Below are 21,523 nucleotides of genomic sequence, written 5' to 3'. Positions count from 1 at the left end.
CTGTGTATCTTAATTTTTATGGGGAAAATACAGACTTGGATTCCCCTTCATTATTTGGCCGCATTAAACTTAAATTCACTGGAGTCGGTATATTTTCTTTAATTTACCATGTGATGCTACCGTCCGGAGGGATCCGGATCTGGTTGACTTTTGACCTATTAATAAACTCCGATCAGCAATGAAAAACCTTATCCTCTTTTCGTCTTTCGCCTGTTGCCTGCTTTCCTGCGCAGGAAAGCCTAAATTGAAAGAGGCTGCTTTTTCTCCTGAGATCCCGCTATCCACTCTTAATGAAAAGGGCATCGCGGCTTACAGAGAAAATTATAAAAGTTCGTACTACGATATCCTGCCTTATTTGTACTATAATGAAAAAGGCAGGTTTAACGGGATACAGGGTGATTTCTATAATCTGAAATTTCACCCTAACTCGGACCTGAATGTGATGCCGGGATTTTTTGGTAAAATCGGGAAGCATCGCAATGCCCTTGTGGTTTTAATATCCCTGAGTGCTACCTCATCTTTATCCTTAAAAGATGTACCGGTTTCGGTATCGTCTCTTAACCATGGCGAATTTTCCAGAAGTGAAGAATTATGGGGAATAGCCGGAGTTAACAAGGATCAGCAACGTATCCTTTTCCTAAAGCCCCTGGAACTTCAGGATAAATATGATGTTTTAAATAAGGTAAAGGATGATGTGATAACGGTAACGGTGGATGGGGAAAAGTATGTTTTTTTAAATCCGGAAGTGCATTTTGAAGAATAATATGGACGTGACAAATTAGTATACAATGAATTTAAACCAGGTTACAGTGCCCTCATCAGATCTTAGTATTTCGGTCCCTTTTTATGAAAAACTCGGACTTAAACTGATCGTTAGCGCTCTGCCGCACTACGCAAGGTTTGAATGTCCGGTGGGAGGCTCCACCTTTTCCATTCACCAGGTCACACAATTGCCCACAGGCGACCGGGTTTGTGTGTATTTCGAATGTGATGATCTCGATACCCGGGTAGATACCCTGAAAGATTTGGGAATCATATTTGATCTGCCTCCTACTGACCAGCCATGGCTGTGGAGGGAAGCCCGGCTTAAGGATCCCGATGGTAACCCAATTATCCTGTATTATGCCGGGGAGAACAGACTTAACCCTCCATGGAGGCTACAGGAAAATACATGATGAGCACTTTGGCAGTGCAGCTAGGTATGATCGCTCCCGCTTTCGGGTTTCACTTTCCGCTATCCGGGAATGATTTTAAAATAATTCGTATGATCGGCATGGGAAATACCGTGGGCTACAGGCTGTAAATAAACCTGAAGGTGATAAAGCGGGGCTGAATAAAGGATTCGGAAACAAAGACCGATACGTTATTGGCACTGTTTCTCACCTGTGCATCGATGTTCAGAATATTGGTAGCTCTTACCTCGTATTCCCATTTAGCATCCCTGTCTTTTCGGTAAGAGAGGGTAGCATCCCAGTTTTGAAATGATTGCGAATTTCCATTGCCCAGATCCTGGTCGGTGTAGGTATAGTTGGTTCTGAAGGTGAGCTTTTTCCATAGGTACACATCCAGCTCTGCCGATGGGGCGTTGGTCACGAACCTGGTTTTTCGGTTACCCTGGTTGTTGTTGGTGACACTGTAACGGTACCTTAGGTTGAGGTTGGGCGCCACCTTAAAGTTGGTACGTAAACCAGGCGTATAGGTCTGTGTATAGCCCTCATTAACCGAACGCTGTCCCTGTATGAACTGGTTGAGTTTGCTGTAATTAAAATTGGCGTTCAGGCTGGCCTGGACCTTTCCGAAAGTACGTTGTACTCTTCCGAAAACATTCACATTTTCATCTGCAAACTGGGAATTGAAAAACGTGCTGGTACGGATCACATTTTCAAAATTGGTCAGACTCCGGATCTGATCTATGGTATTCGAATAGGTGGCCCTAACAAATACATTCGTATAATTAAACAGGTTGAAGCTACTGTACAATAAACTTATATTGTGCGACAATGCATTCTGTAGTTCGGGCGCGCCGAATTGGATATTGTCGTAGTTGTTTAGGACGAGCCCTGCGGCCAGGCGGGTAACATCCGTAAACTGGTTACGCATTTCATATCTCAGAGTTAGGGATTCACTCTTTTTGAGCTGGATTCGGGTTTCGAAATCGGGGAGAAAGCGGAAGAAATTGTCCTCGTATACTTCCCCGAATTGTTCATTCCTGTTGCCATAAGCATGGAGAGAGAATCCCGGGGTGATGGTAAAGATACCGCTTCGAAAACGGTAGTGCACCCCCAGGTAGACATCACTGAAATTATATTCGGTGTCATTGGTGGCCCGACCCTCATTAAAGGTGGGGGTAGGATCGAACCGATTGCCATCTTCCAGGAACTGAAATAAACTGGAGTTAAACTTCTGATTGCTCAGGATGGTGCCAAAGGTAAAGTTAAAATTGCTTTTTGCGTTGATAATGTTGAAGTAATCAATTTTAGCATCTAATTGATTCGATTTGATCCTCCTGTCCTGGGCGATATCGTAGGAATTCAGGGAGGTATCGAGACCCAGAGATTCAGCCGTAGCGTCGTAATTGTTATCTCCGTCCGGATCGTTCACCAGGATGGCATTGTAAAAAGGGTCTTCATTGCGATACAGGTGCTGGGCCTCTACAGCAAAGATGTTATTCTCATTAAGCGTATAGTAATAATTAAAGTTTTGATTGATACTGTAGGAGGTAACTTCATCCAGCTGATCGGTGTTTCCGATCACATTCGAAAATACGTTCTGCAATTGTGTGTCATCATTGATACGCCCCAGAATATCGTAGTCTAGTTGATTGTTTACATTGGGCTGATAGGATGCACTGAGTTTAATGATCCCCTGGTTAGAGCGTTCATTACTCGATTGCTGGGTGATCTCGTCTGGTATACCCAGCTCCGGATCGGTATAGGCAATAGCATTATTCTCCCTCGAAAGGATTTTACTGGTATTGTAGATAAGGAATCCGCTGAGGTCCAGCCCGGGATTCGGAGAATAACTGAAATTTCCGGAAGCTAATTTGTTTTCAATGCTCAGGGCATTGTTCTGGTTGGTCAGGAAATCCAAACTGTTATCGCCCAGGTTCAGGTTGGTACCACTGCTGTTGCTGGGGGGTTGAAAGCCACCACCAAACCCGCGGATGTCTCTGCGGGTGAGGGCAACCTCCCCGGTGTTGTTTAGATCACCAATAAAGTTGAGGGTATATTTCGGACTGTAGTAAAACAATTTTGGCTGGGCGAGGTATAATTCATTATCGGGTGAAGCCCCTGCGCCGGCAGTTATATTACCAAACCAGAAATTCTCTTTGCCTTCCTTGAGTTTGATGTTGATAGCAACATTATCCTGGTTGTTGCGAACACTGCTGAGCTGGGAGACTTCAGAATAATTGCGGAGGACCTGCACCTTGTCTACAGCCTTCGAAGGGATGTTTTGAGTGGCCAGTTTGGTGTCGCCGTCAAAGAAATCCTTCCCGTTAACCATGAGTTTGTTCACCACCTTGCCTTCAACCTCGATCTGTCCGTTTTCATTGATCTGCACCCCTGGGAGATTTTCCAGGACGTCCTCCAGTTTTCGCTCTGTTCCTGTGTTAAAAGAATCGGCATTGTAGACTACCGTGTCGCCTTTTACGGTGACGGGCATTTCATAGACCACTTCTACTTCATCAAGTACATTGTCGGCTTCCAGGATGAAATTTTTGGTGAAATCGGTTTCTTTTGAGGTTATGACCTCCTCCAGGGTTTTCATGCCCACATAACTGATCTGAATCTTATAGGATGTGTTTTTTTTCAGGTCGAGCTGGTATCTGCCTTCGGCACTGGTAATGCCATATGACTCCAGGGTGTTTGATTCCTGTTCAATGGCTATAACATTGGCCAGTTCCAGAGGAGTGTTCAGACTGTCGGTAACAATGCCTTCCAGTTTCACCTGTCCGTAAGTTAAGGTAACAGCCAAAAGAAGGGTAAGGGTCAGGATATTTTTCATGGTAATGAATGGATTGTGTTTTGGGTATGTGAAATCCCGGTGCTTTACCCGCGTCTTCTTCCCCGGTTATCCCTCATTTCCATCATTTTTTTCTGTACCGTGTTCTGGTATTCCTCCTTGGTAATTTCCTGTCCTCTTTTCGGGGCTTGAATTTCAAGTACTTCTTTCGGATTTAAAATTACTTTAGAGCAGAGCATAGTGGTGTTTCCTGCGCTGACTTCCAGGATAAGTCCGGGTAAGCCCCAGTATTCTCCAGGTCCGTGACTCACCGGAATTTGCGGGGTATACCAGGCTTCTATATTGGTCATTTTAATCTCGGGTTCCCCGGAACCCTCTGCTCCCTGATCTGCACTAGGCAGATCGCTCCATGAGAAATCGTACCAGCTTAACTCCCTTGTAGGTACGATAGCGTTGGCTTTAAAGCAGGTATATTGCCCGATCTGTTTGGTTTCCTTGCCCATAACCCATTTGATCTCCTGTAACTTATCCTTTACAAGGAAGCGCTTTCCATAGAACTCCTGACTTTGAACGAGGGCGTTGTCTTTGACATTTTTATACTGGACTCCGCGAGAAAAATTATCACCCCAGGAATCCGTCGCTCCTGAGATAGCGTCGAGTTTTTCATCTTCCGTGAAAAGGGATTCCTGTTTGTTGAAATTCCGCGTATAGGTTTTTTCCAGTCGATTTTTTAACCTGGCTTCGATCTGTTTTTTCTGGGCTTCGCTCATGCGTGCACCAAAACTACCCAACTCCATTTTGGATTTGGAATAATAAACAGCCTGTCCCTGAAACTCCTGGACAGAGGGGCGAAATGAAAACAGGACCCATACAGCAAGGAAGAGGATTTTATAGTAAAGCGATTTCATAACTAATGATGCTTAATGTGTTTAACAAATATAGTAAAAGGTTAAACAGAAGAGCTGTTTTATACGAATATTAACATTACTTAACGCTCAGGGCTTAGGAAGCGGTTGGCATCATGAGGGGAATTGGCCCAAATTGTTTAACTCCGGAAGGAATGGCTAATGGCCCTTCACCGGGCCGGGATGCCCCTGCCTGAACCTCAAGTGTATCTGCAAACATCCCTGGCCTTTAAAACATATGCTGTGAGAATTTTTTTCAACATGGCCGGTGGGTGATCAGTATCTTACTTACCACAACTAAAGAGTATTACAATAAGAAGAACGTATGGAATGTGTGGAAGATACGAAAAGTATAAATGGCTTAATTTTAGGGGAATATTCCTTATTTTTAGGTTCACTAACACCCTTGGACTCATGTATATCAGACTATTTCTTCCCGCCTTACTGCTCTTATTATTTCAAAGCCTGACAGCCCAGAAAGAGGTCTATGAATTGAGGACTTATGAACTTGAATTTTTTCGATCGGCTGATGTGCTTCACAAGTATTTTGAAGCCGCGCTTATTCCGGCTTTAAACCGACAGGGCATCAGGCATGTGGGGGTTTTTGAGGTGGCTGGAGAGGCCTTGCCTAAGAAGATCTATCTCCTGGTTCCATATGGTGATATGCAGGCTTTTCTGGATAGTCAGCAAAACTTATTGAAGGATGAGGCCTATTTGGATACTGCCACCCCTTATTTAGAGGCCCCTGAAACCGCAATTCCCTACAATGAATATACAACCAACCTGATTCGATCCACCTATGGATTCCCTAACCTGGTGAAGCCGGATGCCGATGCACAACTTTTTGAACTCCGTATTTATCACAGCCATAATGAGGATGGATTGCGCAGAAAGGTGAAAATGTTTAATGATGCTGAATTTCCGATTTTCGAGGATGCCGGCCTGCCTATGGTATTCTTTGGGGTGGATATTGCCGGGAACCATATGCCTTGCCTGACGTATATGCTCGCCTCAAAAGATAAGGAGGCCAATGCAAAGGGGTGGTCTGCTTTTATAGAACATCCCGAATGGAAGCGAATCACCGAAATTGAGGAATATGCCAATTCCATGAACGATATTACCCGGGTTTTCCTGAAAAGACTTCCGTATTCGCAGTTGTAGTCAGGACCGGGTGGATCTTCTCGACATCACATGAGCGGTAGTGCTTATGCCATCTCACAATTTTATAATCCCTCAACCTCAACCTCAAACCCAAACCTACCGTGCTTCGCACAGGCAGGATTTCCTCCCGTGAGGGATGGCAAGCTCAACCTCAAACCCAAACCCAAACCCAAACCCAAACCCAAACCCAAACTCTCCTTACTACTTTATCATTTAAATATTGGAGCTTTACAAAGCTTTGGCCGGTTGATGAAATTTGGTCGCACTCATTTCATGAATCATCATTGGGGTGGTATTAAAATGATAATGATTACTGTACCCTCCCTATTCCAGGTAGGCACTCCGGATCAGGAAATCTTCGGCATTTTCCATCTTTAGAATGGCCTTCAGGGCGTCTTTTTTATTTTCGGCTGCATCGTAATAGGCCGCACATATTTTATAGCCCATTACATAGCCGAGAAGTGGTGGGTGGTCTTGCTGATCTAAAGAGTTCCACATCCAGTAATTCATATCCTGGGAATTCAGGTCTGCCTTGAATTTCGTCTTCAGGTCTTTTTCATTTTGCTCGAGAAAAGCGAGTGATTTGGTTTGAGTGATATCGCTTAATACCAGGGAGGTAATGAACTCAGCTCCGCCTTCACGAAGGCATAGGCCTAGCATATTGTTAGGGGTGCTGTACAGAGCTCCGTATTTTTGGGGGCCCATAGCCATGGCTTGCTGAAAATGAGAGAGCTCATGGGTCATTAGTTTTTCCAATTTATTCAGGTCGTCTGTCACGCGGGTTACAGTGATCAACTGGCCGACCCTGGAGGCCTGACCAATACCCCTGTTGGCTCCTACCAGCAGCCAGGTGGGGGCATACATCGCACCGGGCAATACGGTGGCATATTTTTTCATCAGGGCTTTGTGTGTCCTTTGCAGTTCTTCGATATTTTCCAGGAGCCCGGGAATGAGTGCATAGCGTTCCGGATGGGCTTCAATGGCATCCTTCAGTAATTCCGGGGTAAGCTGGTGTTTGCTTATGAACTCCCGGAGTCCGGGTGTGGCCCGGTCAAAATACATCGTTTGTAAAACTTCCAGGGTATCATTGGCAGATTGAAGGGCGTGGTAGGCCTCCGTGAAATGTTCCAGGTCGGTATAGTGGAGTTCCGCCAGGTCCGGGTCGGTGGGGTAGGAAGGCTGAGCATAGGTTGCGGTAAAAAAGAGAAGGAAAAAAACACAGGTCAGTGGGGCCGACTGCAAACGGTATACTCGTGACTTCATAGTGTAACTGGATTGATGGTTGTATATGATTGAAGACGAGTGAATTGGTGTTTTGTTACAGTAGTAAAGACCAGGCTGAGGTTCGGGGTTGTTCAGGGAATAACCCCGAACCGATACCCCTGTCTGGTGGTTCACTTGCCTGCCTGTATGTCCTTTTGCATGTAGATTTGGCAGCATTTTTTCCGGATGACTTTATTTTACCTTGATTATCCGATAAGCAAGTACTTCTTTGTTATGGCTGTAAATGGAGAGCGCCTTTGGGGAAATGACAGATTCCATGTTACACCAAGGTTTCATCAAGTTCCGGGCTAATCCAGCTTTAATTTTTTCGCATCCTCCATTTTTAGCGTTTTATCCCATATAATATCAATCCCCGTGCTGTCTTTAGCTATTGCCAGATATTTCTCCATGTTGGGCAGACCTACAGAATCTCTTCTATGAGGTAATTGTTCGGGGTTGGAGATGGGCCAGATATAATTTTTTTTGTCTGTTCCCTGAAAGGTCTGGGAGCCAAACAATTGTGCTTCTCCCTGGTACATCAGGCGTCTGTCTAACATAATAGCATAATCATCCTTATCCAATAATCCCAGCTCCGATTTTTTTCGGACCTCTTCAATATAGGTGTTCATGAATTCCAGGTCTGCGTGCTGGATGATCATGAAAATGGCGTTATGTGCTTGCCGACTTAAATTATCTTGCCAGCCACAAGAGGTGAATAATTTTTCGAGATATTCCTGGTTGTCGGAATCGATGCGTTCCATCCTGTTGGCTAATTTTAATAGTTTGAAGGCACCCTTACCGCTTTTCTGATATTCCATGGCTACCGGAATCAGCTCATTCCTGATTTCCTGATCTTTGTTATAGCGGGTAAGCAGCTCATTTTCCATTACTGAAAGTTCGCAGTCAAAACGTTGTGAATGACATGATAACAAGCTGATTAATCCGATGCATCCTGTTAAAATTCCTTTTAAGGTTTTTGTTTTCATGATTTTACTTTTTATTATATTCTAAAATATCTCCAGGTTGACAATTCAGGATATCACATATGCTTTCCAGGGTTGAAAACCTGATCGCCTTTGCTTTTCCGGTCTTTAATATCGATAAGTTAGCTTCGGTTATTCCTAAGGCTTCGGCAAGGTCTTTTGACCTCATTTTACGCTTGGCCATTATCACGTCAAGGTTAACTACTATTGGCATGGCTTAAATGGTTAATTGATTTTCTTCCCATAAATTATTTCCTTCCTTAAAGACTTCTGCCAGCATGAGTGCTACACAAGCAAAAAGCAGGTATTGAAATTCGAAGGATATTTTAAGGGAGAAGACCTGTTCAACATATTGTGGTTTTACCAGGGTGATAAGAAAACATAGGAAGGTATACACTCCGATTCTTCTGAACTTTATAATCGAATCTGACTTAAACGCAGTTAAGCTTCTTATGGAGTATATGATCTGAATCAGGGCCTCTAACGATAACAGAATTAAGGTGGCCAGGACAGTGCCCTGAACGGCATAATAAACCTGGTTAAATGAACTTTGGAAGATCTCGTTTTCTCCGAAATCTATGGTAAACCAGTGAGGAAGATGATTAAAAACCATTTCCGGGTAGGTCCAGTTAAAATAAGTAGCAAGGAGAAGATAAAGCATTAGAATGACCATCAGCAGGTATCCGAGCTGTAATAAACGGATGACGTAAATGGCTGTTTTTAAAGTCCTGTTATTCATAAGTAATGATATATAATTATTGTAAAAGTATAAATAATTATCGAAAAACAATAATTTTATGATTTTTAAGCGGTACGATCCTGTCTACAGGCATACGGGTAATTTTAAAAGCAAGTTTGCCTCTGTGCTTCTTTACTCTTTCGAAGTTTGGATTTGAAAATTGGAATTTGTTTTAGCAGGATTATAAAATTCGCTTCGCTCTTCCATTATCCCGTGGAGTTGATTTGTGAGGAAGCTGAATAGCTTCGCCTTTCTCGGCGGACCAAGGGTTATAGCTTTACTCTATAAACCGGTTACGCTTTTTTGTTAATTGAAATTCCCGAACTAGTCCTTAAGCTCCAACCTACCGTGCTTCGCACAGGCAGGATTTCCTCCCGTGAGGGATGGCAAGCTCAAACTCAACCTCAAACTCAAACTGATCCCCCCTGGATTGCCTCGCTTTGCTCGGCGCATCCTGAGGAGGGGTCGGGCGGGGCGCTGCCACTCCCAACCCTGATATATCAGTCGCCGACTTTTTTATGTCCCTTATTGGTGCTAAGGTAGATTTTGAGATGTCATGGATTCACAATTCCAATGCTTAAAGTAAAACCATAAAGGTTCAAGAGCAATAAATAAGAAAATAGAAAAAGAAGGGTCTGTTATCCTTGAATCCTGTTGGGAAATCAGCCCAACCTCGATGAAACCTTAGTTGACTGTTTAGCCCTGGTTTTATTCGGCTTTTAAGTAAGAATAAAACCGCCATATAGCACTAAGAGAATAAATGATAAAAATGATTTAAATTGTAATTGAATTCCGGCATTAAAAGGAAAATCACTGGATTTATGGTGTCCTTTTAAAGTTGATCTCCAATTATTACAATATGTATACAAAAAGAAATTATGGGTTCTGGATGACCTTTCTCTGGTCAAAAAAAGCCTTTTTTACCGGATTTATTTATTCCATTTCCGTTTATATTTTACAGTACCTTTTGGATATTAAATTCTCCATACCATGGCAGCCTATAAGTGTGGTTGGTGTTGCGGTGGCCTTTTATCTGGGCTTTAAGAACAACAGTTCTTACGACCGAACATGGGAAGCTCGTAAAATATGGGGTGCGATCGTGAACAGCAGTCGTTCCTTCGGAGCGGGGGTTGTGGCATTTGTAAAGGGAGAGAATGATCATCAGATTAAAAAGGAACTGCTTTACCGGCATATTGGCTGGTTGACAGCCCTCCGACATCAACTCAGGGTGGGAAAACCGTGGGAGCATAGGAATGAACGGGTTAAGAGTAATTCGCTGCCTGTCGCACCGGAACAGGTTGCCGAATCTATTTTGACGGAATTAAAAGGCTATCTGCCCGACGCAGAAATAGAACAGCTGGCTTCTAAGACCAATATAGCGACCCAGATCCTGTTAAATCAGTCTGTGAGACTTCAAATATTAAGAGACCAGGGGTATTTTGAAGACTTTCGGCACATGGAGTTTCATCATCATATTACAAGTTTTTATACCGATCAGGGAAAGTCGGAGAGAATAAAGAACTTTCCACTTCCACGACAATATGCTTCAACTGCCCTGTGGTTAACTTTTGTTTTTTGTGCCATGGTTCCTCTTGGAATGAACGATATTTTTGAATCCTACGAAAATTGGGTACGGTGGCTCGCGCCCCTGCTCTCCGCTTTGCTGATCTGGGTATTTTTCCTGATGGAGAAAATTGGAGATTATTCCGAGAATCCTTTTGAAGGCTCTTATAACGACGTGCCCATCACCACTATTGCCAGAGGTATTGAGATCGATCTTCGGGAAATGATCGACGACTCCGACATTCCCGGACCTGTGGTGGATGAGAATGGGTTTTTAATGTGATCGTGTTACGAATGTAGACGGCGTATTTGAGCTTGCCGAGACGAAATTAAGACTTCAAGAGCATAACTTCTCCTATCTGTACAATAAGAATCAGGGGGAAGGTACCAACGCCATTGGCGTTGACGGAAGGGGTTGCGGGCAGGATGAACTCCTTCACTGCGTTCAGTCGTTGGACCGGAAAGGGGGGCTTTACTCCCAAAATCAGTTATGCTTTTTTGCCAATTGAATTTCCGGACCTAGTACTCAAACTCCAACCTACCGTGCTTCGCACAGGCAGACAAGCTCAAACTCCAACTCCAACTCAAACTGATTCCCCGGCACCCCGCACCTGTCTGTCATATCGCCTGTAAGCAGGGAGGGATGTGGCGAACTGTCTGGGCCAAAAACCGGGTATTGCTTTACGCATAGGCGGCAATCCATATGAAAATCTGAAAGTTAAATTTTACTAATTAACAAGTTTTAACCTTTTTAAAATAGAAAATATTCTACTTTAGGCGCATCAATCTAAACCAATGTTCTGATGAAAAAGTCTATACATTTTGCTTCTATTCTGTTAGCAGCAACTTTGTTTACTTCCTGTTCTAATGATGATGAGAATTATCCCGAGCAACATAAATTACTAAACACCGTAATCGAAAATGATGGGGAAAGTCTGCTTTCTTTCGGTTATAGTAGGGGTCTTAGTGTATTTGCCGATAACAATAGTTTTTATGAATTCATTTATGAGGAAGATAGTTACAATATCATAGGGGCTATTGATACAGAAAGAGGGGTGGAAATAAGTTATAATACCCCTTTTGAGAACGTAACAAGTATGGTTATAAATGATGGACTCAAAGAAATAACGAAAGACTATGACTTTAACCAGTATACTTCTGAAAAGGAAGCCCGCTTAAGGATAATGGAAAACGGGGAGGATAAGGGAGCTATCTTTTATCATTGGTCTGTTGAAGATCAGTTGACAATTCAGTATTTGTTTAATGACGGAACTAGAACCATGTATTATGTAAGACTCGATAATAAAAAAAATCCATTCTGGGCTTTTTGGGATTCCTACAAGATAGATTTCAATGTTGACCTTACATCCTACACCGATATGCCCTTTTTTCTTAAGCATAATCCTGTTTTGATTATAAAGGATGATGTTCTGATCATGCAGGCGAATTACATTTATGATGAAGATGGTTATCCCATTGAGTGTAATTACCGAACCCAAGCGGGAACTGGGACAATAAACTATTTTTATAACTAAACCATTTCTTGTCTAAGCAAAAGAATCTGTTGTAGCTAATGTCGTGGGTCTGATATGGGGGCTTGCTGACTGCGTGGACTGGCTTAGGTCCATACACCCGTATTCCCAATACTGGCGCGGTCTTTATTTACTGCATTTATTTAAGATTTAGAAATGGCTCCTTCTCTGACCAGGGGAAGGTGGCACCGCCATTGGCGTTGACGGAAGGGGTTGCTTGCTGGATTAACTCCCTCGTTTCCCTCGGTCGTTGGACCAGAGTGGAGGTGGCCTTACTCCCAAAACTGGGGCTTGCTGCGCAAGGCCTGGTTTTTTTATGCCCTACCGTTTCGCTCAAGCAGGTAATGATCAGGATAATCAGAATGGGGTTCCTTCCCCTGGTCAGGGGAAGGTGGCAACGCCATTGGCGTTGACGGAAGGGGTTGCTGGCTGGATTAACTCCCTCGTTGCACTCGGTCGTTGGACCTTTGGGGGGAGCTTTACTCCCAAAACCGGGGCTTGCTGCGCACGGCCTGGTTTTTTTATGCCCTGCCGTTTCGCTCAAGCAAGTATTGATCAGGATAATCAGAATGGGTTCCTTCCCCAGGTCAGGGGAAGGTGGCACCGCCATTGGCGTTGACGGAAGGGGTTGCTTGCTGGATTAACTCCCTCGTTTCCCTCGGTCGTTGGACCAAAGTGGGGTGGCTTTACTCCCAAAACCGGGGCTTGCTGCGCAAGACCTGGTTTTTTTATGCCCGCCATCCGGCTGAAACAAGTTTCGCCGTCTTTCGGGCATAAAAAAACCGGTTTCTTTCGAAACCGGTTTTGGTAGTAGCGGGAGCTGGACTCGAACCAGCGACCTTCGGGTTATGAGCCCGACGAGCTACCTACTGCTCTATCCCGCGATCTTGGACTGCAAATATACAACCATTTTTAGAACGTGCAAGTGCTCCTGTAATTTTTTTTTGGGGGGCCTTATTTTCTCTTAAATTGACTATTTTAACCCACCGTAACCCGGTTTTTTACCTCAAAACTTTGAATGAATTATGATCGAATTTCTGGAAGGCCTTACCAGCCAGCTTATTGGAGTTGCCGAATGGCTGATGCTTATTTTTGTAATTGGAGGTGGAATCTTCCTGATGTTCTATTCCCGCTTTACTCCTTACCGGTATTTTAAGCATGCCTTGCAGATTACCGCAGGGAAATATGACCATAAAGGCGATCCGGGAGATGTGAGTCATTACCAGGCCCTGGCTGCTGCTGTGGCTGCCACTGTGGGGTTGGGAAATATCTCCGGGGTGGCTATTGCCATTCACCACGGAGGACCCGGGGTGGTATTCTGGATGTGGATGACGGCTTTGATCGGGATGTGTATTAAATTTTATTCCTGCGGACTTGCGGTCATGTTCCGCTCCACCGATCCCGATGGAGGGGTGTTAGGAGGACCTATGTATTATATGGTCAATGGAATGGGAAAGTATGGAAAGCCACTGGCGGTAGTCTTCTCGGTGGCCGGACTTATCGGAGTGTTACCGGCCTTTACCACCAACCAGCTTACAGAAACCCTGATCGCCGTAGTACAGCCCGACCAGAATATTGCGGCTATAGGAGAATTCGGATGGAGAGCCATCATCGGGGTAACCCTGGTGGTGATCACTTCCCTGGTGATCTTTGGCGGACTAAAAAATATCGCCAAGGCATCAGCATCCCTGGTGCCGTGGATGGTGGCCCTGTACCTTTTGGCGGCCGTGCTCATTATTGTGACTAACTTTGACCAGATCCTCCCGTCGCTTAAACTGATCTTTACCGAGGCCTTTAACCTGAACACCATGGTACAAGGCGGACTCTGGGGGATGATCCTCCTGGGGATTCGTAGAGCCGTGTTTTCCAGTGAGTCCGGGGTGGGTAATGCTCCCATGTATCACGGGCAATCGAAAACCAATGAACCCACACAGGAAGGCCTGGTAGCCATGCTGGGTCCATTTATAGATACCATTATTATCTGTACCATAACGGCCCTGATCATTATTGTAAGCGGGGTATATTTGGAGACGGAAAGCAATGGTATCGCCTTAACCCTGATGGCCTTTGAAAAATCGTTGTTTGGCTGGGGGGCAGAATTCCTTATGGTACTGGTGGTGGTATTCGCCATTTCCACGCTATTTACCTATTCTTATTATGGTACCAAATGTCTTGCCTTTCTGAGTAACAGTAAAAAGATAGGAGGGTACTACAACTATATTTATATAATTAGTATTATTTTTGCTGCAATAGCCTCCCTGGACCTGGTGATCAATATGATCGACCTGGCCTTTGCGGTGATGAGTATTCCGAATATGATCGCCGTTCTTTATCTCGCGCCCCATTTGAATGCCAGTATGAAGGCCTATTTCACAAAAACAACACATGAGCAAGCAGCATAGAGCAGGATTTGTAAACATCATTGGTAATCCAAACGTTGGAAAGTCTACCCTGATGAATGCCTTCGTAGGAGAGAAACTTTCCATCATCACTTCCAAAGCACAAACCACCCGGCACCGGATCTTCGGGATCGTTAACGGGGACGATTTTCAGATGATCATCTCCGATACCCCCGGGGTGATCAAACCGGCCTATGAACTTCAGAAATCCATGATGGAGTTTGTAAGGTCTGCCTTTGATGATGCCGATGTGCTGCTCTATATGGTTGAAGTAGGAGAGAAGGCATTAAAAGATGAATCGTTCTTTAAAAAGCTGGAGTCTACAAAAGTACCGGTGCTTTTGTTGCTGAATAAGATCGATAAATCAGACCAGGAAACCCTGGAGGAACAGGTGGGGTACTGGAAGGAGCAATTGCCCGGAGTGGAGATCTATCCTATTTCGGCCCTGGAGAACTTTAATGTTCAGGAGGTTTTTTCAAGGATACTGGAATTATTACCGGAATCGCCACCGTTCTATCCAAAGGATCAGTTAACGGATAAACCGGAACGGTTTTTTGTGAATGAGACCATTCGCGAAAAGATCCTGATGAATTATAAAAAGGAAATTCCTTATGCGGTGGAAGTGGAGACCGAGGAATTCCTGGAAGACGAAAAGATCATCCGGATCCGGTCGGTCATCATGGTGGAAAGAGACACCCAGAAGGGGATAATCATTGGTCATAAAGGCGCTGCCTTAAAAAAGGTGGGGATTCAGGCCCGGGAAGACCTTGAGAAATTCTTTGGAAAACAGGTTCACCTGGAAATGTATGTCAAGGTAAATAAGAACTGGAGATCAGATCAAAGGCAGTTGCGAAGGTTTGGTTACGACCAGAAATGATAAACCCGGCCGGAGCCGGGAATCATCGCTTTTCTCTTTCATAAATAAATTCCTGAATGCTTTATTGCTCAAAGGGGGTGTATTTAAACTTTTGCCCTCCAACAGAAACGTCGGCCATCAATCCACCTTTGGAATGGGTTACTACGGCAACCCCTTCAGAATAGGCGGGAGAATAGGATTCTCCGTCCTGGATGGCCACCGCCGAGGCGCCGGCATCAAACTTGAATTTCCCCTTTTTAAATTCTTCCAATTCGTTCGGTGTCTCGAAAAAGATGACCTCGATAAGGGCCTGGGCACCTGCCTGCAACCCAATATTCACCTTGGTTAACTGGGCAGACCCTATAGGTTTATTGCCTTCGTAAACCACCCCGTGGCCGGAGGCTCCTCCAACGACCAGGCCGCCTTTCCCGACGTTCGGGAAAATGACATAACCCACAGAATTTTTAAACATATCTTCTATGCCCGGATCTTCGGCAATCAGCGTGTTCTTAGCATCTTCTGCATCCAGCATGATCTTTTTGTCCTTGGTGGTTTGTCCCATTGCGGTGAGGGTAAAAACTCCCATAAAAAGAACCAGCAACATCTTCTTTGAATTGTACATAATGATTTTAATTTTAGATAAGTCGATTTCTTATTGAATCCAAATTTAATAAATCATAAGTAATTGGTAATCAGATTAATACATTATTTTTGATGTGTATTCATAAAATTCGCATTAAAGTCATCTTTTTGGGAAGGGATTGTTTTTGGGTATTTCGTGTAGAATCGGAATGCTTTTTAACAGTAGAAGTATTATTTGTTTCAACTTAAAGTCTTTGTGTGTACCTTTGCCAACCAAATAAATAGATATGAGCGGAATCGTTGCCATAGTAGGACGTCCCAATGTGGGTAAATCCACGCTGTTTAACCGAATGATCAAGCGCAGGGATGCCATTGTGGATGAAATCAGCGGGGTGACCCGGGATCGCCATTATGGACGAAGCGACTGGAATGGAAGGGAGTTTTCCCTGATCGATACAGGAGGATATGTGGTTGGAAGTGATGACATCTTTGAACAGGAGATCGATAAGCAGGTAGAGCTGGCTATAGATGAAGCCGATGTTATAATATTCGTGGTGGATGTAGCCACCGGGGTTACCGGGATGGATGAAGAGGTTGCCCGATTGTTGCGACAGGTGAATAAACCTGTTTTGCTTGCTGTAAATAAGGTAGACAGCGCCTTGAGGGAATCTGATGCTGTGGAATTCTACTCCCTCGGCCTGGGAGAGTACTATACTATCTCCAGTATCAATGGAAGCGGAACCGGCGAGCTCATGGATGCCCTGGTGGAAAAACTACCGGAGGATGTGGAGGAAGTGCAGGATGATCTGCCGAGGTTCGCCGTGGTAGGAAGACCTAATGCGGGTAAATCTTCATTTATCAATGCGCTATTGGGAGAAGACCGCTATATCGTTACCGATATTGCCGGAACCACCCGCGACAGCGTAGACACGAGGTACAAACGATTCGGATTTGAATTTAACCTGGTGGATACTGCCGGGATACGCCGCAAGGCCAAAGTAAAGGAAGATCTCGAGTTCTATACGGTAATGCGATCGGTACGAGCCATTGAGCACAGCGATGTGATTTTGCTGATGGTAGATGCTACGAGAGGTTTTGAAAAACAGGATCTGAATATCTTCTGGCTTGCAGAGCGCAATCGCAAAGGGGTGGTTATTCTCATCAATAAATGGGACCTGGTAGATAAGGAAACCAATACCATGCGCGATTTTGAGAATCATATCCGCAAACAGATAGAGCCTTTTACCGACGTGCCTGTCATCTTTATATCTGCCTTAACCAAGCAACGGATCTTTAAAGCCATAGAAACTGCGGTAGAGGTTTATAACAATAAGACCAAAAGGGTCCCCACATCCAAACTTAACGATGTGATGCTTCCCATCATTGATCACCAGCCACCGCCGGCATACAAAGGGAAATACGTTAAGATCAAATTCTGTACGCAATTGCCTACTCCCACCCCGCAGTTTGCTTTCTTTGCCAATCTGCCGCAGTATGTCCGGGAGCCGTACAGACGATTCCTGGAAAACAAACTTCGCCAGAATTTTGATTTTCACGGGGTTCCTGTACAGGTATACCTTCGAAAGAAATAGGAGAATCTTTATAAAGTATTGCGAATAATTTAACATTACCCAAAGGGGCAGGTGTTTATCTTCGGGGCCTTTATCCGGAGAGGAGAACGAGCGCAGGGGAGATGAATTTTCATTTAGGATGAATTTAACATTTCCCATTTAAACTTCCTTTTGCTCTCCCGGTCTAAACCAAACTAATACCCGACTGATGAACAAACTTTACCTGCTGATCTTTTTGCTGGGACTTCAACCTGTGCTTGCCCAGGACTTTCATATTACCGGAAAGGTAATGGACGCCAATACCCGTGAAGGCCTGGAAGCTTCGACCATTTATGCTGAACGCCTTCAGGATTCTACCATGATATCCTATAGTATTACCGACAAGTCGGGTGCTTTTGACCTGGCTTTTAATACAAAAGAAAAGGAGGTGAATCTTTATGTATCCTATACCGGATACCAGACCCAAAAAAGAACGATTACCCTGGATAAGCGAACTTTGGCCCTGGGCGAGATCCGGTTGGAGGTTCAGGCCGAGGAGCTGGAAGGCGTTGATGTGGTAGCCGACCGTATCCCTGTGCAGATCAAGAAAGATACCCTGGAGTTTAATACCTCCTCCTTTAAGACCAGGCCCGATGCCTCGGTGGAGGATGTCCTTAAAAAGCTTCCCGGCGTAGAGGTGGATCTCAATGGAAATATTACTGTTAATGGTAAGCCCGTAAACCGCGTTTTGGTCAATGGGCAGGTATTTTTTGACAGTGATCCCAAAGTAGCCACCCGTAGTCTCCCGAAGGACGTGGTAGATAAGATCCAGATCACCGATACCAAATCACGAACCGAGGAATTTACAGGAGATCAGGCCGATGGGGAAAATAAGACCATCAACCTTACCATAAGAAAAGACCGTAACAAAGGCGTGTTCGGAAGGCTGGCAGCGGGATACGGTACAGACGACAGGTACCAAGCCAGCGGATTGCTGAATTATTTCAATAATACAGAACGTATCAGCGTGCTGGCGGCGTCAAATAATATCAATAGTCCCGGTTTCTCCACCGATGAGGTTTTTGAGGCCGTTGGCGGAAATGTAAGGAATGTTTCTGTTTCCGGAGGTCGTTCCGGCCGTGGAAATGGAGGTTTCAGTATCAATGGGATCAATTTCGGAGGCAATAACCAGGGGATCACCACTTCTACCAATGCAGGGGGGAGTTACGCCAACGCCAAAAAAGGAGAATACGAACTGGCTGCCAATTATTTTTATGGGAATAGTGAGAGCTTTAATGATCAGCGTACCCTGAGAGAAAATATTTTACCCGATGCGCGCTTCTTCACCGAGAATACATCGTCGTCAAATAACAGTTCCAATTCACATAGGGTGAACGGCAATTTGGAATACGATCTTTCTGAAACCCTGCAGATCTCAGTTCAGCCGGTGGTGAACGTGAACGCTACCAAGGCGTTTGGAGAAAATACCACCCGATCCTTTGATGAATTTGAAAATGTGGTGAATGCGAATGAAAACAGTAATTATACTGAAGGGGAAAGCAGGAATTTTAACAACAGGGTAGACGTATTAAAGCGTCTGGATACCCTTGGGCAATTCGCAAGAATCTCCTTTTCAAACAATAACAGTACTTCGATAAGCCAAAACCGGCAGCGCAGCCGCCGGGAGGTTTTTGGTGCAAATCCCGGGGTGGAAACCCTCGATCAGGAAACAAACGCTGATAATTCCCTGGATCAGTACAGTATCGAGTTAACCTATCGATACCCTGTTCTGAATAATCTGTTGCTGGAATTCGAATATGAATACGAGGCCACGGAGGAGAAAAATGAACGCCGGGTTTTTGATTTTGATCCTGACACCGGAACTTATAGCAATTTTAACACGGTACAAAGCTCCGATTTTGAATTCCGTAATATCAGGCAAAGTCCGAGTCTGGGGCTTTCTTACAGAAACAAGAGAAATTTTGTGAGTGTCGACGGGGTGTTTCAGCAAAATGACCTGCGAAACCTGGATTTCCTTCAGGGGACCTCCTTTTCCAGACGTTACGAAAACTTCCTACTGCAATTCAGAGGGCGGTTGTCCTTAGGAAAGAACGCATCGATCTTTGCCGGGTATTTTCCAAATGTCAATGTGCCTTCAGTAACTCAGTTGCAGCCGGTTCCTAATGTGAGTGATCCGTTGAATATTGTGATCGGTAATCCGAATCTGGATCCTGAAATTGCACACCGGTATGCCATGAGCTTTAGTAATTACGACTGGAAAAGCGGACAAGGCTTCTTTGTTTATGTTAACGGTTCTTACAGTGAAGACCAGGTGGTGGCCAGAACCACCACTGATGAGAATTTTTTAAGAACCACGGAATTTACCAATGTGACCGGATCGTATAATTTTAATGTAGGTGTCGGGTATAATAAGCAATTAAAAAAGAACGATAAGTATACCTTAAGCCTGCGGTTTGACCCAAACTATAACCTTAGCCGAAATATTAACTTTTCCAATGGAGTGCAGCTGGAAACCGAGACCTCTGCTCCCGGGCTAAGGGCTTCGACCACCTTTGTCAGAAACGAGTTGTTTGAGATCGAGCCGCAGTATACCATCAGTTATAATGATATTCGTTACAGTCTTGATAATTTTGAAGATGTCAATTTTATCAGCCAGAGTGCCGGATTAAGAACGACCACGTACTGGCCAGAGAATATCATCTGGGGTAATGATATTACCTATACCTACAACGGAAATGTAAGTGAATCCTTTGATAAGGATGCGCTTTTCTGGAATATGACCCTGGGGGTGGAACTGTTTAAGAAGCAGGCAAGTCTTAAGGTAATGGCCTACGACCTGCTCAACCAGAATATCAATACCCAGAGAACCGCAGGGGTCGACTTCGTGCAGGATTCCCAGGGGACGGTGCTTACGCAGTACTTTATGGTTACACTTACCTGGAAGTTTGATCAGTTTGGCGGAAAGCGTCCGGCTTCGGGAGGCGGCAGAATGCGGTATTACAGAAGGTAATTTGGTAAGCCGGCAGGCCGGTAATCCGTTAAGTGGGTGCGGGCATATTCTGGGGTAAACAGTGCAGGGGTTGCAGCACCTTCGCAACCCTGTCTGGCGAGTAGGGTTTTCGCCCTGCCTGGCGGCAGGTCTGCTTACTTATTTGCCTAATTTCAAGATCCTTATCGCTCCCTGAATAACCAGAACGAACACTACTGCGCCTATGATCAGGTCAGGAGTATTTGTATCCGTGATATGCACCAGGGTACCGGCCAGGATCACACCTAGATTAATGATCACATCATTCGATGTGAAGATCATGCTTGCTTTCATATGAGCCTCTTCCTTGCTTTTGGATTTCTGCAGCAGGTACAGGCAAATGGCGTTGGCGATCAGGGCGAGCACTGAAACAATGATCATGGTTTTAAAATCAGCGATCTTTTCTGTTTCGAAAAATCTTCTCAGCACTTCTGTAAATCCAATTACAGCCAGTGCGATCTGGAAGTACCCTGCCAGTTTTGCAATTTTTTTCTTTTTGATCAGGGATCCCCCGACCGCAAAAAGACTCAGGCCGTAAACGAAAGAATCGGCAAGCATATCAAGGCTGTCTGCCACCAATCCCATGGATCTCGACAGCAGGCCGGAGGTCATCTCAATGATAAAAAAGAGGAAGTTGATCCCGAGAACTGCCCACAACAGTTTCCGTTGATCTGTGGCATCCTTTGATGCAATAGCTCCGGTTTCCTCTGTATTTATCTTATGGCCGCTAAGATTCAATTCCATCACCGATCGCTCGATAAGAGCGGTATTTCCATCGTGAAAAACAGTGAGCATCCGGTTCGGTAAGTCAAATTTAAGCTGGGCTATTTCATCAATTTCTCCCAGTTTTATTCGTATCAGATTTTCCTCTGATGGGCAATCCATCTTTGATATTTTAAAAGTGGATTTCAACATAAATTTCGTCAGATTTTTTGGTGATAGCTCTTATGTCGTAGTTATTCATTGCTCTGTAACAGG

At 44.6% G+C, this 21,523-nt stretch carries 17 protein-coding genes and 1 tRNA gene; 9 read left to right on the top strand and 9 right to left on the bottom strand.

Features of this window, described 5'->3' with window-relative positions:
* The first annotated feature begins 178 nt into the window (after positions 1-178).
* Positions 179-763 carry a hypothetical protein gene (locus K7R11_RS14415; protein ID WP_224491543.1) on the top strand — a complete coding sequence of 195 codons (585 nt, stop codon included), beginning with the start codon at positions 179-181 and terminating at the stop codon, positions 761-763.
* Between the two features lie 25 nt (positions 764-788).
* On the top strand, positions 789-1,175 hold the full coding sequence (locus K7R11_RS14410) for a VOC family protein (RefSeq protein ID WP_224491542.1): 387 nt from the start codon (positions 789-791) through the stop codon (positions 1,173-1,175).
* A gap of 115 nt (positions 1,176-1,290) precedes the next feature.
* On the opposite strand, the gene K7R11_RS14405 is transcribed toward K7R11_RS14410, so the two are convergent.
* Positions 1,291-4,005 carry a carboxypeptidase-like regulatory domain-containing protein gene (locus tag K7R11_RS14405; protein ID WP_224491541.1) on the bottom strand — a complete coding sequence of 905 codons (2,715 nt, stop codon included), beginning with the start codon at positions 4,003-4,005 and terminating at the stop codon, positions 1,291-1,293.
* A 44-nt stretch (positions 4,006-4,049) separates the two neighbouring features.
* Positions 4,050-4,871 carry a GLPGLI family protein gene (locus tag K7R11_RS14400; protein ID WP_224491540.1) on the bottom strand — a complete coding sequence of 274 codons (822 nt, stop codon included), beginning with the start codon at positions 4,869-4,871 and terminating at the stop codon, positions 4,050-4,052.
* Between the two features lie 411 nt (positions 4,872-5,282).
* Between K7R11_RS14400 and K7R11_RS14395 the strand changes: the two genes are divergently transcribed.
* The gene (locus K7R11_RS14395; protein WP_224491539.1) at positions 5,283-6,029 is read left to right on the top strand and encodes an NIPSNAP family protein; all 747 of its coding nucleotides are present in this window, start codon (positions 5,283-5,285) and stop codon (positions 6,027-6,029) included.
* Positions 6,030-6,353: 324 nt separating this feature from the next.
* On the opposite strand, the gene K7R11_RS14390 is transcribed toward K7R11_RS14395, so the two are convergent.
* The 4 genes from K7R11_RS14390 to K7R11_RS14375 all read right to left on the bottom strand — a co-directional run bounded on the left by K7R11_RS14390 (position 6,354) and on the right by K7R11_RS14375 (position 9,014).
* A complete protein-coding gene (locus tag K7R11_RS14390; RefSeq protein ID WP_224491538.1) occupies positions 6,354-7,292 on the bottom strand; it encodes a DUF2268 domain-containing putative Zn-dependent protease in 939 nt (312 codons plus the stop codon).
* Between the two features lie 308 nt (positions 7,293-7,600).
* Positions 7,601-8,278, bottom strand: coding sequence for a DUF6624 domain-containing protein (locus K7R11_RS14385; RefSeq protein ID WP_224491537.1), 678 nt, complete (start codon positions 8,276-8,278; stop codon positions 7,601-7,603).
* A gap of 4 nt (positions 8,279-8,282) precedes the next feature.
* Positions 8,283-8,489, bottom strand: a complete 207-nt coding sequence (locus K7R11_RS14380; RefSeq protein WP_224491536.1) for a helix-turn-helix domain-containing protein — start codon at positions 8,487-8,489, stop codon at positions 8,283-8,285.
* Between the two features lie 3 nt (positions 8,490-8,492).
* The gene (locus K7R11_RS14375) at positions 8,493-9,014 is read right to left on the bottom strand and encodes a DUF2975 domain-containing protein (RefSeq protein WP_224491535.1); all 522 of its coding nucleotides are present in this window, start codon (positions 9,012-9,014) and stop codon (positions 8,493-8,495) included.
* Between the two features lie 859 nt (positions 9,015-9,873).
* Between K7R11_RS14375 and K7R11_RS14370 the strand changes: the two genes are divergently transcribed.
* Together K7R11_RS14370 and K7R11_RS14365 are read left to right on the top strand one after the other, a co-directional pair.
* Positions 9,874-10,860 carry a bestrophin family protein gene (locus K7R11_RS14370; protein ID WP_224491534.1) on the top strand — a complete coding sequence of 329 codons (987 nt, stop codon included), beginning with the start codon at positions 9,874-9,876 and terminating at the stop codon, positions 10,858-10,860.
* A 520-nt stretch (positions 10,861-11,380) separates the two neighbouring features.
* Positions 11,381-12,112: a hypothetical protein gene (locus K7R11_RS14365; RefSeq protein WP_224491533.1), complete on the top strand. Its 732-nt coding sequence runs from the start codon at positions 11,381-11,383 to the stop codon at positions 12,110-12,112.
* Between the two features lie 808 nt (positions 12,113-12,920).
* Here the strand turns inward: K7R11_RS14365 and K7R11_RS14360 are convergent.
* Positions 12,921-12,993: transfer RNA gene (locus K7R11_RS14360), tRNA-Met, on the bottom strand.
* A gap of 141 nt (positions 12,994-13,134) precedes the next feature.
* On the opposite strand from K7R11_RS14360, the gene K7R11_RS14355 reads away from it, so the two are divergent.
* Both K7R11_RS14355 and era read left to right on the top strand, forming a co-directional pair.
* Positions 13,135-14,511 carry an alanine/glycine:cation symporter family protein gene (locus K7R11_RS14355; protein ID WP_224491532.1) on the top strand — a complete coding sequence of 459 codons (1,377 nt, stop codon included), beginning with the start codon at positions 13,135-13,137 and terminating at the stop codon, positions 14,509-14,511.
* Entirely contained in the window at positions 14,495-15,385 is an 891-nt protein-coding gene (era, locus tag K7R11_RS14350; RefSeq protein ID WP_224491531.1) for a GTPase Era, read from the top strand. Before K7R11_RS14355 ends, era begins: the two co-directional genes overlap by 17 nt.
* Before the next feature lie 61 nt (positions 15,386-15,446).
* Here era and K7R11_RS14345 read toward each other — a convergent pair whose 3' ends face one another.
* Positions 15,447-15,986 carry a lipid-binding SYLF domain-containing protein gene (locus K7R11_RS14345; RefSeq protein ID WP_224491530.1) on the bottom strand — a complete coding sequence of 180 codons (540 nt, stop codon included), beginning with the start codon at positions 15,984-15,986 and terminating at the stop codon, positions 15,447-15,449.
* Positions 15,987-16,233: 247 nt separating this feature from the next.
* On the opposite strand from K7R11_RS14345, the gene der reads away from it, so the two are divergent.
* Together der and K7R11_RS14335 are read left to right on the top strand one after the other, a co-directional pair.
* Positions 16,234-17,538 (top strand): ribosome biogenesis GTPase Der, encoded by a 1,305-nt coding sequence (gene der, locus K7R11_RS14340; protein ID WP_224491529.1) that lies wholly within the window; start codon positions 16,234-16,236, stop codon positions 17,536-17,538.
* Positions 17,539-17,725: 187 nt separating this feature from the next.
* A complete protein-coding gene (locus K7R11_RS14335) occupies positions 17,726-20,527 on the top strand; it encodes an outer membrane beta-barrel protein (RefSeq protein WP_224491521.1) in 2,802 nt (933 codons plus the stop codon).
* A gap of 138 nt (positions 20,528-20,665) precedes the next feature.
* Here the strand turns inward: K7R11_RS14335 and K7R11_RS14330 are convergent, their stop codons facing one another.
* Positions 20,666-21,460 (bottom strand): cation transporter, encoded by a 795-nt coding sequence (locus tag K7R11_RS14330; protein ID WP_224491520.1) that lies wholly within the window; start codon positions 21,458-21,460, stop codon positions 20,666-20,668.
* Positions 21,461-21,523 lie beyond the last annotated feature (63 nt).

The organism is Robertkochia flava (assembly GCF_020166515.1).
Classification (GTDB): Bacteria; Bacteroidota; Bacteroidia; order Flavobacteriales; family Flavobacteriaceae; genus Robertkochia; species Robertkochia flava.
This window is presented reverse-complemented; position numbering and strand designations above follow the sequence as displayed.

Excerpts from the sequence above, each read along its gene's own strand:
- K7R11_RS14415 (WP_224491543.1), top strand. The coding sequence starts at position 179 with ATGAAAAACCTTATCCTCTTTTCGTCTTTCGCCTGTTGCCTGCTTTCC.
- K7R11_RS14410 (WP_224491542.1), top strand. The coding sequence starts at position 789 with ATGAATTTAAACCAGGTTACAGTGCCCTCATCAGATCTTAGTATTTCG.
- K7R11_RS14405 (WP_224491541.1), bottom strand. The coding sequence starts at position 4,005 with ATGAAAAATATCCTGACCCTTACCCTTCTTTTGGCTGTTACCTTAACT.
- K7R11_RS14400 (WP_224491540.1), bottom strand. The coding sequence starts at position 4,871 with ATGAAATCGCTTTACTATAAAATCCTCTTCCTTGCTGTATGGGTCCTG.
- K7R11_RS14395 (WP_224491539.1), top strand. The coding sequence starts at position 5,283 with ATGTATATCAGACTATTTCTTCCCGCCTTACTGCTCTTATTATTTCAA.
- K7R11_RS14390 (WP_224491538.1), bottom strand. The coding sequence starts at position 7,292 with ATGAAGTCACGAGTATACCGTTTGCAGTCGGCCCCACTGACCTGTGTT.
- K7R11_RS14385 (WP_224491537.1), bottom strand. The coding sequence starts at position 8,278 with ATGAAAACAAAAACCTTAAAAGGAATTTTAACAGGATGCATCGGATTA.
- K7R11_RS14380 (WP_224491536.1), bottom strand. The coding sequence starts at position 8,489 with ATGCCAATAGTAGTTAACCTTGACGTGATAATGGCCAAGCGTAAAATG.
- K7R11_RS14375 (WP_224491535.1), bottom strand. The coding sequence starts at position 9,014 with ATGAATAACAGGACTTTAAAAACAGCCATTTACGTCATCCGTTTATTA.
- K7R11_RS14370 (WP_224491534.1), top strand. The coding sequence starts at position 9,874 with ATGTATACAAAAAGAAATTATGGGTTCTGGATGACCTTTCTCTGGTCA.
- K7R11_RS14365 (WP_224491533.1), top strand. The coding sequence starts at position 11,381 with ATGAAAAAGTCTATACATTTTGCTTCTATTCTGTTAGCAGCAACTTTG.
- K7R11_RS14355 (WP_224491532.1), top strand. The coding sequence starts at position 13,135 with ATGATCGAATTTCTGGAAGGCCTTACCAGCCAGCTTATTGGAGTTGCC.
- era (WP_224491531.1), top strand. The coding sequence starts at position 14,495 with ATGAGCAAGCAGCATAGAGCAGGATTTGTAAACATCATTGGTAATCCA.
- K7R11_RS14345 (WP_224491530.1), bottom strand. The coding sequence starts at position 15,986 with ATGTACAATTCAAAGAAGATGTTGCTGGTTCTTTTTATGGGAGTTTTT.
- der (WP_224491529.1), top strand. The coding sequence starts at position 16,234 with ATGAGCGGAATCGTTGCCATAGTAGGACGTCCCAATGTGGGTAAATCC.
- K7R11_RS14335 (WP_224491521.1), top strand. The coding sequence starts at position 17,726 with ATGAACAAACTTTACCTGCTGATCTTTTTGCTGGGACTTCAACCTGTG.
- K7R11_RS14330 (WP_224491520.1), bottom strand. The coding sequence starts at position 21,460 with ATGTTGAAATCCACTTTTAAAATATCAAAGATGGATTGCCCATCAGAG.